Below are 9,590 nucleotides of genomic sequence, written 5' to 3'. Positions count from 1 at the left end.
GCTCCATCAGCAAAAGGGGATGATAAGTTTATCACCACCGACTATTTGCAACAGTGCCCTTTCAACGACCTTCAAACGGTAACCTTATTCTTACCCATATACCAGGTTAATTTAAATAAATTGATTCTCACTGATATGAATGTATGCGGTTGCTGTTGTTCTAGCATACATATTTTCCTTTATCGCGACAATAGCGTTACTCAGGGTTAAAGTGTTATATCGATGTTCGGATCGAAAAAGTGATTTATACCATTTGAAATCATCAGGCATCTATCATTGATCACATAAAAACACACATAAGTCTGTCTCAGGAGGATTTATTTCATATTCAAAAAACATCTGACTAACCCATCCGCGATGATAAGTTTTATGATTAATGATATGCAGGAACATGTCACCTCGGGTCATCTCACCAGATTGACCGGAGACGAAGTTAAATTTCAGACATTCGCTAAAAGTTTCAATGGTCTGTTCACCTGCCCAATCGATATACCATTGATTAACCCGAGATTGCGCATCAATTAAATCATTAAATACTGGATGTAGAACATCTCGTCGTGTTGAAAAATTATGTTTTTCCCCAAGCAAATGTGCTCTCCAAATAAGGTCAACAACATAGTTATGGTTTAACGTGCCAACCATAGACTTGAAGAGAGTATTGCTTTTCTGATAAATAGCACCTTCGGGAAGTGATTTCATAGCAGTAAATAAAACTTGGTCTGCCCAGTTGCTGTATTTTGCTAAATTTATTGCTGTTTCGACTTTCATCATGATTTTATTCCTCGATTAAACTACTTACATTAAGATGGCTAATCATTAATCAAATTAAATTTATAACACGACTAAAACTATAAACAAACTTTTAGTTTAGGTGCCGCATTCTGCATTGCATTCGCTAATTCTTCTTCGACCACTGGGTGGTTGAAAGGTATTTCTAACATTCTGGAAATAGTGAGTTCTTGCTGATAGGTCCATGCCAGCAAATGAGCGATATTTTCTGCTCTTGGTCCGGACCACTCAGCTCCAAGAAATAGACCAGTTTTAATATCAGCATAAATATGCATCCTTCCACGGTTTTTTAGCATAACTCAGCTGCGTCCTTGATCTGTGAAATCCATTGCTTCCGTGACAATATTTCTTGGTTCCTGATCCACATAACGCTGCCCTACCATGGCGATCTGAGGGTCAGCGGATACGATGCTAATTGGTGCCCGCCTTGGTAAAACTTCGATATCTGGGTAGTGTGCTGCGTTCCGGCCAGCCATTTTCCCTTCATCAGCAGCCTCATGAAGCAACAGGAGAATATTGTTGGCATCTCCTGCGATAAACACAGGCGCGGTACCACATTGTAAGGTCTTAGCATCGAAAACTAGAATACCCAGCTTATTAAGCTGTAAGGTGGTGTTTTCGAGATTCAGTGAGTCCACATTGGATTTTCTCCCTGTACATGCGAGTACATAGTTGAATCGTCCTGTCACGACAGAACCATCGAGTTCGGTGAAAACAATTACGGCCTCGTTGTCATCAAGCTTCATCTCATGAATGGTTGCATCTGGATGAAGGTAGAACTCCTCGCCAAGGTCAAACTTAACTTGTTCGACAACCATCGGATCAGTTAACAGACCGACAGCTTCCTGTACATCAAATACACGAACCTGTACTCCTAAACGAGCAAATGCCTGTCCTACTTCAAGCCCAATCACTCCAGGACCAAATACGGCAATACGATGCGGCAAGTCTTCCCAGTTGAATACGTCGTCATTTACAACCAGACGATCTCCGAAAACAAGTAATGCCGGTGGAATGTAAGGGCCTGACCCCGTTGCGATGACGACGGAATGGGCTTGGACGGTAGCATAATCACCAATAGCCAGCACTGTATCATCGATAAAACACGCATATCCGGTATATCTGTCTTGTGCAGGAATACTTGCAGCTCGGCCTAGTACTCGGCCGACAAAACGATCACGTTCAGACCAAACCCGCGCCATGACCTCCCGTCCATTAATACGAATTTCACCCTCGATATGAATACCGAATGGTGTGGTATAACAAACTTCGTATGCCGCTTCTGGGGCGGCAATCAATAGCTTGGAAGGCATGTATCCAACACGTGCACAGGTAGTGCCCCCAACTCCGCCCTCAATAATTACGACGCGCTTTCTGGCCTCACGTGCTGCTCTTTAGGATGCAAGCCCGACAGTCCCTGCGCCAATGACTGCAACATCAGTTTCAACCTTCTCCAGTTGCCCATGTTCTTTGATATCAGCAGTCTTGATATTGTTGTTTATATAGCGATGATTACTCATCATCATTTTTCAAACAATTGATTTTTAATGTAAACATGTATGCTATTGATCGGCAAGATATGCTCTCCAGCCTCCGTAGTGAGTAATGTCGGTTGCATGTTCAATAGCGTAAGGTTCGCATACAAAACCTTTGGCCTGGCTGCCGTCTTCCAGTGTCAGAGTGCCTATTCCCAGGGGGGGAGGTATCTCGGCAACAAAATAGCCAAATGCAGTTGCTGACAGTTCCCAGATCTCGACTTCGATATACCCTGCAGCATTCCTGTCGCGGAGCAAACCGGGTTTTGGAGGATTGGAATCATTAATGGCATACAGCGCATAACCGGCGGATGTTTTCGTTGTCGCATGCAGGGTTCCACCGCGGCCGGTCAGCTGGTGATTCAGTGGCTGACCAGACAAATGAGCTCCCACAACAGCGATACGGATAGCGCTTTCCTGTAATGCCTCCCACGGAGATTCCTCCCGGTCCCTGGCCATAAATGCTTTACCCAGGCTCGCGATCGTACCATCTTCGAATGCCTGGCCGATGAAAGTAATACCGAACGGTAGCCCATCTGGACGAAAGCCAGCCGGAACGGCTATTGCTGAGAGATCCATTAAATTCACGAAATTCGTGTAGAAGCCCAGATTGCTGTTCAAGCACACGGGATCGGTTAACATATCTTCAACGGTATAAATCGTCGGAGCTGTGGGTAGCAACATCACATCGATCTGCTGCCAAAGAGCCTGTGTGCGCCGGTTCAGCTCGCTGAGACGGTAGCTGCCCCGGAATGCGTCAGCCGCGCTCATGTCCTGGGCCGACAGGATTATGTCCCGCACTACCGGGTGGATCGCACCAGGGTGTTCGTCAGTAAAACTTTGGATGGCCGCAAGCCGCTCGGCCACCCAAGGGCCGCTATAGAGCAGTTCAGCCGTTTCCTGGAATGGAGTATAGTCGAAACGTACACATTGCCCCCCCATCTTTTCCAGCTTACGAATAGCCTCCTCGAAGAGCCCCTCAGCTTGCATGTCATCAAAAAACTTGAGTTGTGATGCGGACGGCACTCCAAAGGTAAAGCGTGCTGGCCACTTCCTTTCGGTCCAGGTGGATGACTGAACCTGCCGTGAGAATGAGTCAGCCGCATCGTAGGCGGAAGCGATACGTGCAACAGTCAGCGCATCATCTACACTGTGCGCAAATATGGATATGCAATCCAGACTTCTCGCAGCAGGGACGAGTCCTCTGGTTGATATGGTACCTTTTGTCGGTTTGATACCTACCAAATTATTGAAGGCAGCCGGTACCCGGCCAGATCCTGCCGTGTCAGTGCCAAGTGAAAATGGTACAAAACCACTGCCCACTGCTACCGCGGACCCGCTACTGGAGCCACCCGATATGTAGCGCTCATCAAACACACAAGTTGGGATCCCATAAGGCGACCGAGTCCCATTAAGCCCAGTAGCAAACTGATCCAGATTAGTCTTTCCTATAGGAATAGCACCAGCAGCAATCAACTGTTCTACGACAAAGGCATGGCTCTGAGGCATATAGGAGAACTCAGGGCAACCCGCCGTTGTAGGCAGCCCAAAAACGTCAATGTTATCCTTCACTCCGAATGGGATGCCAAACAACGGAAGCTCCTCACCTCTGGCTTTTCGGGCCATAGCTTGTTCTAGCATGTCGAGGGCCACATTTAGTGGAAGCAGACTAATCCATACAGGATGTGTTCCAGCGATATCAATGCGGTGGTAAATTTCGCGCAGAACATCTTTTGGATCAGAACAATATGCATATGCATGTTTGAATGATGCCAGATTAAGTGGAGCCTGCTGTTCGAGTACGGTAGATGTCATTAAAGAATGTGTAATTGTCAAATTCATATTGCAGTTATATCCAACGTTATAGTCTAGAAAAGGTGATTGTTGGTATTTAGCTCGTTTCTTTTCACACTGCTTTGGTGTGTACCACATGGCTTGTTAACATCTCGGTTAACTGCTGACGCACGTCGTTAAACTCCGGCGCAGTAATGCAACGAGGTCTGTCGAGTGGCACACAAAAATCTGTTTCTACCCGTCCAGGACCGGCCGTCATTACCACCACGCGATCAGCCAGCAAGACAGCCTCCTCTACAGCATGAGTAACAAATACCACGGTAAGTCGGGTCCGTTCCCAAATTTCAAGTAGTTCCTGCTGCAGGGCGTCCCGGGTTAACGCATCAAGGGCACCAAAGGGTTCGTCCATAAGCAAGACCTCGCAATCATTGGCTAATGCCCGTGCAATGGAAACTCGTTGTTTCATGCCGCCGGAGAGTTGGCCTGGAAAGTGATCTGCAAATTTTGTGAGACCGACCATATTCAAATAACGATCGGTAATCTCACGTAGCATGGCTTTGGATAGTCCACGCTGCTTAGGGCCGAAAGCAATGTTTTGCCGCACTGTCAACCAGGGGAATAATCCATAATCCTGGAAAACCATACCCCGCTCTGATGCAGGTTCGGTAATCGGGGTGCGATACATACGCGCCATACCTGAGGATACGGATTCGAATCCCCCCATAATGCGTAACAGTGTGGACTTGCCGCAACCCGAGGCGCCAATCAAACAGATGAACTCTCCCTTCCAAATCTGCAGATTCACGTCTTTCAGAGCATGAATAGGACGACCATTCAGGCTGAAGACTTTGCTTACACCTGCGATATCGAGGATGGGCATCCCTTTTTGAGAAGGGGTGGCAAAGGCTGTGATAGTGTCAGGCATTGTGTTGTGGACTCCATTTGAGTAAACGATTATTGAGTGTTACCAAAAGGCGATCGGTGATAAAACCTGTGAGACCGATGACTACCATACCCGCGATAACCACATCGGTGCGTGAAAGCATCCGGCCATCCATAATGGCCGCACCCAGTCCTTCAGGTACTCCGGTCATTTCTCCAACAACAATCAAGAACCAGGCGATAGCATGCCCCATGCGTAATCCATTGAAAATTGATGGCATTGCTGCAGGCAATACAACCTGACGGAACATAGATGGTCCTTTACATCCCAACATTGCTGCCGCTTCGAACAGGCGTGGCTCTACGGACTTCACTCCGAAAGCTGTGTTAATAGCAATGGGGAAAAATGCCCCCAGGCAAACAAGAAAAATGGCTGCATTCGGCCCCACACCAAAAAAGATCATGGACAACGGTAACCAGGCCGTCACCGGAACCGGACGCAACAATTGCAAAGTAGGATCAACAAGCCGGCGAACCAGCGCATTCTTTCCGATAAGAAGACCAGTTGGAATGGCCAACAACACCGCCAAAGCAAAAGCGCCATATACACGCGACATAGATTTAATCCAGTGAATATAAAGAGTGCCACTGAATGCATCGTCGTATACACCACCTACAGCAAAATCCTTGAGCATTAGAGCCACATTTGCGGGGGATGGAACGAGCATGGTGCCACTTAGTCGCACGGCAAAATCCCATAAAAACAGTAGAATCAACGGCAGGAGCACCGGTGCCACCCAGCGCACAAGCCATTCTTTAACCCGACTGGGCGGTGAAGGCATCAGATCCTGATCCTGCTCTAATTTCGTCATCTCCTCAGCTTTGTGTGTCAAAGCTGCCTGATAATGAGGAGGAGTTGCTGCTGAACTGGTCTCATAGGCTGTGTCATCGCCAGATGAACCGGGAATTTTCAGTATTGGTGTGGCCATAACAACTCCTGCAATGAATGGAATTTTTGATGTGGCAATATCATCAATGTGGCCCCAGGTTTGTGACTAAGAAACTATCATTTTCGGGCAGGCGGCGTATCTGCTTACGTTCAAGCATCAGGGAGCCGTAGTTTTTACAATGCTGTAGCCATTCATCATCGGCTCTCCAGACAAATTTGACATTGTCTGCTGCAAGGCTGGCCACATCCTCTGGTAGGCCCAGTTTTGTATTAGCCATCTCCAGCAACTCTTTACGATTAGCCATTGCATATTCAGATGCCTTGCGATGTATTTCCAAAAATACTTTGACGAATTCAGGGTTGTTTTTAAGGGTGTCAGCATGTGTGGTCATGACCATATTCACGGAGCCCACAGAAGTGCTGTAGGGGTATTCCAGTACTTTGCCTATACCACGTGATACGCTAATGGAGGGACCGGGTTCGGCTCCTACGTAGGCATCAATATCACCACGTTCAAGAGCACCGGCCATTTCGCTGAATGACACACGGATCGGTTTCACATCTTTAATGGTCATGCCCTCAGATTTCAGGCGTTCGAGAAACACCGTTTCCTGAGTTGAACCGGTAAGGATACCTATACGTTTGTTTTTGAGATCTTTGAAACTACTGATCCCGGACTTATTGCTGACCACCAGACCCATGCCACCATTACTCATCGGAGAAATAACAACCACAGGCTCACCAGCAGCGCCCCCCAGAACGGCAGCAGCCAGACCATAGCCACCAAAATCAACTGAATGTGTCACTACGGCGTTTTTACCATCTGTAGGGGTTTCAAATGGCACAACCTCGACCTTATATCCTTTGGGGGTGAATTTATCGTAGAAATATGGAGTTATGCCGTGAATAAGTTTGAGGGTCCCTACTCTGATGATAGTGTCTGCGGCCTGAACAGGCATCACCGTACAAAATAATGAAGCAGTTAAAGAGAAAATCATGAGTCTGCGTAAAAACATATTAAGGTTCCCAATTCGACATAAATGATGGATACCATCTTGTGCACAAGAATCAAAACAAGCAAAGCAATTAATATGCCAATATGGAGATAACATGAATTTTAATTAATTAGTTCTTGTTTTCCTTAGTAACAATCCTACTCTGCGAAACACCTCTTTTCTGCCAGCGCGGAACTTATTTATTATCCTTATATGAAATGCACCAATTTAGGGAAATGGAAGGTCAGGATTGGTGCAGTAGAATTTACTGCGATTGCACTCACCGTTTCGCAAAACTGCAATAAACAAAGAGTCCGGGATACTCAAGGTAAAAAATTTGATACAGTGATGGTTAGACACTACTCGTTCTGATAATGTTGACATATGCGTATGATTCATAAGTACAACCTTGCTTCTACAGAGTCGCCATCCAATCGGACACGAGCGGATGACGTTTACGAAAAGATTAAAAACGAAATCTCCGAGTTCAGACTAATCCCTGGCGATCATTTTACTGAAAGTGAAATCAGCAAGCGTTTTAACGTCAGTCGAACACCTGTGCGACAAGCATTGTTTCGTTTGCAATCTGAAGGTTATGTTCAGGTGCAATTTCGGGCTGGCTGGCGAGTACAGCCATTCGATTTTGATATCTTCGAACAACTCTACGATCTACGTATGGTCCTTGAGGTGGCAGCAGTACGCCGGTTGTGTGATCAGGATCGGCGAGTGGATCTGGCACGCCTATCCTCACTTCAGCAAATATGGCTCGTGCCAGCCTCGGAACGATGTACGGACGGGTTACAGGTTGCCAGCTGGGATGAACAGTTTCATACCACACTTGTCGAAGCTTCAGGCAATAATGAAATGGCTCGTATGCATAAAGATGTAACAGCACGTATCAGGATCATCCGAAGACTCGACTTCACCAAAACAGATCGTATCACCACGACATACACCGAACATTCTGAAATTTTACGTGAAATTCTACGAGGCAAAAGCGAAGAGGCTATTTTGCTACTATGTGCTCATATTGAAGCCAGTCAAAAAGAAGTGCAAAAAATTACTTTGCATCAGATTCAATTAGCTCGCAAACAAGGGCTGGGTTTGGTCGAAACTTGATGCTCCACTCATAAAATAAATGCCCAAGTTATACAAAAATTAACATCCTCTTCCTCTAAGGGATGAGGACTGCTACAATCAGGTTATAATGTACTTTCACAAAAATAACCGTTGCAATATTTTCATTACACGGAAAAGAATATTTTTCCAATTCCAATCATTCTATTCATATTATTTATAAATCCGTTCTCTTTTTCTGGTGCTTTAACTGCTCCTCATTGTTATATTTCTGTATTTAGCCGATTATCTTTACAGTTATTTTTATCCGTTCAGAACACTGAATGAAGCACGGGAAATTACAGAGCGCTGGCTGGCTGAATATAACTGTGAGAGGCCCCATGAATCCCTGAATAACCTGACACCGGAAGAGTACCGGCTGATGGCTGAAAACCCGGAAATCTCAAAAAGTGCGTGGAACTAAAACGGGTGTACTTACACCAGCATACGCGATACGCGAGCTGGTACAGGATGGTTCCGCTCCAGCCAGATGGCCTGAAAATAATGCTGGTCGACGTTTTCCCAGCAGGGCGGATTTGATATGCCGAACGGGGATTTCACCCGCAAAAGCGCATCCCTGAATAGGCCATAAATTTCTGCGTCAGGCAGCAGATATAAATCCCACTCCGCTGTCAGTTGTTGTATTTTCTGCGGATTTACAGTATAGGAATTCAGCTGGCCAGTCAGAGAAACCGGCTGACCCAGCTGAATAGCCTGATAACGGGCTGCTACAAAATTATGAACAGTATCGACATTGTTCCAGTAAAGCCGTTCCGGTGCCCAGGAAAACTGGCTGAACACCATCTTCGACAGCCGTGCTGTGTAGTGACTGAGATTTCGCGCCAGCTGTTCGGAACTGACCGGTATTGTCATTTCAGAACATCGTTGTAATGCAAAATCATCCAGGTGAGATATTTTCAGATCATCATCTCCCGACGAGCTCAGCCCCCCGATACTGGAGATATCGCACCGATAATTTTCTGTAATCTCGCAGATTACCAGGTCGGCCAGCTGCGGGATATGGCGTTGCAGGTATTCATAATTACCATCATGGCCGGGTCGCAGGGAGCGAATAGTGTTTTTATCACGGCCGAACCATCTGTGCCAGCTGACAATTGAACGCAACCAGATAGTGTCCAGCCGCTGTGGTTTTTTTATTTCCAGAGCACCATTGTCGATCCGACGACGTAAGGTCGCTGGATATCCAACAGAATTCAGCACCCCATCCTGAATTGCCTGTAGCGGCTGACGCCACAGAAGGGGTCTACTATTGTCTGTCATATTGATAATCCTATGGGTTTTTAAGGGCAGCACCTGCTGCTGCCTATAACAACCAGACTACCGTAGAAAAATTGAGGCCGAAGAGGCTAAGGGGCCCAAAAGTGACTTTTAGATAAATTTATTATTTGGCATGATAATAATCAATTAAGTCATTGATATTTAACATAAAACGCATTAAGCGCAGTCATGATGTAATGGCTCAATAGTAATGTCCGCCTGTGGCTCAATTCAGATGTCCGCGCTATGGTA

8 protein-coding genes and 2 pseudogenes are annotated in these 9,590 nt (G+C 46.2%); 3 read left to right on the top strand and 7 right to left on the bottom strand.

Annotation, left to right across the window (positions count from 1 at the left end; all coding sequences use genetic code 11):
* Positions 1 to 210: hypothetical protein (locus ACOTYN_RS25160; RefSeq protein WP_275367306.1), on the top strand; the 210-nt coding region annotated here is incomplete at its 5' end.
* A gap of 63 nt (positions 211 to 273) precedes the next feature.
* Here the strand turns inward: ACOTYN_RS25160 and ACOTYN_RS25155 are convergent.
* From ACOTYN_RS25155 to ACOTYN_RS25130, 6 genes and pseudogenes are all read right to left on the bottom strand, one after another.
* Positions 274 to 771: a DinB family protein gene (locus ACOTYN_RS25155; protein ID WP_044257530.1), complete on the bottom strand. Its 498-nt coding sequence runs from the start codon at positions 769 to 771 to the stop codon at positions 274 to 276.
* Between the two features lie 77 nt (positions 772 to 848).
* Positions 849 to 2,246, bottom strand: a pseudogene (locus tag ACOTYN_RS25150) (dihydrolipoyl dehydrogenase).
* Positions 2,247 to 2,351: 105 nt separating this feature from the next.
* Positions 2,352 to 4,256, bottom strand: a complete 1,905-nt coding sequence (atzF, locus tag ACOTYN_RS25145) for an allophanate hydrolase (RefSeq protein WP_197069157.1) — start codon at positions 4,254 to 4,256, stop codon at positions 2,352 to 2,354.
* Positions 4,231 to 5,043 (bottom strand): ABC transporter ATP-binding protein, encoded by an 813-nt coding sequence (locus ACOTYN_RS25140; protein WP_032489966.1) that lies wholly within the window; start codon positions 5,041 to 5,043, stop codon positions 4,231 to 4,233. Before ACOTYN_RS25140 ends, atzF begins: the two co-directional genes overlap by 26 nt.
* On the bottom strand, positions 5,036 to 5,989 hold the full coding sequence (locus ACOTYN_RS25135) for an ABC transporter permease (protein ID WP_197069158.1): 954 nt from the start codon (positions 5,987 to 5,989) through the stop codon (positions 5,036 to 5,038). Before ACOTYN_RS25135 ends, ACOTYN_RS25140 begins: the two co-directional genes overlap by 8 nt.
* Positions 5,990 to 6,032: 43 nt before the next feature.
* A complete protein-coding gene (locus tag ACOTYN_RS25130) occupies positions 6,033 to 6,965 on the bottom strand; it encodes an ABC transporter substrate-binding protein (RefSeq protein ID WP_044257535.1) in 933 nt (310 codons plus the stop codon).
* A 363-nt stretch (positions 6,966 to 7,328) separates the two neighbouring features.
* Here ACOTYN_RS25130 and ACOTYN_RS25125 point away from each other — a divergent pair, with 363 nt between their 5' ends.
* Both ACOTYN_RS25125 and ACOTYN_RS25120 read left to right on the top strand, forming a co-directional pair.
* The gene (locus ACOTYN_RS25125) at positions 7,329 to 8,063 is read left to right on the top strand and encodes a GntR family transcriptional regulator (RefSeq protein ID WP_044257537.1); all 735 of its coding nucleotides are present in this window, start codon (positions 7,329 to 7,331) and stop codon (positions 8,061 to 8,063) included.
* 259 nt (positions 8,064 to 8,322) lie between these two features.
* Positions 8,323 to 8,484 (top strand): annotated as a pseudogene (locus tag ACOTYN_RS25120) (integrase core domain-containing protein); the annotation flags it as partial.
* A gap of 11 nt (positions 8,485 to 8,495) precedes the next feature.
* Here the strand turns inward: ACOTYN_RS25120 and ACOTYN_RS25115 are convergent.
* The gene (locus tag ACOTYN_RS25115; RefSeq protein ID WP_044257539.1) at positions 8,496 to 9,341 is read right to left on the bottom strand and encodes a DUF6685 family protein; all 846 of its coding nucleotides are present in this window, start codon (positions 9,339 to 9,341) and stop codon (positions 8,496 to 8,498) included.
* Positions 9,342 to 9,590: the final 249 nt, after the last annotated feature.

The organism is Enterobacter cloacae complex sp. IR5458, from assembly GCF_049238025.1.
GTDB classification, from domain to species: domain Bacteria; phylum Pseudomonadota; class Gammaproteobacteria; order Enterobacterales; family Enterobacteriaceae; genus Enterobacter; species Enterobacter kobei.
This window is presented reverse-complemented; position numbering and strand designations above follow the sequence as displayed.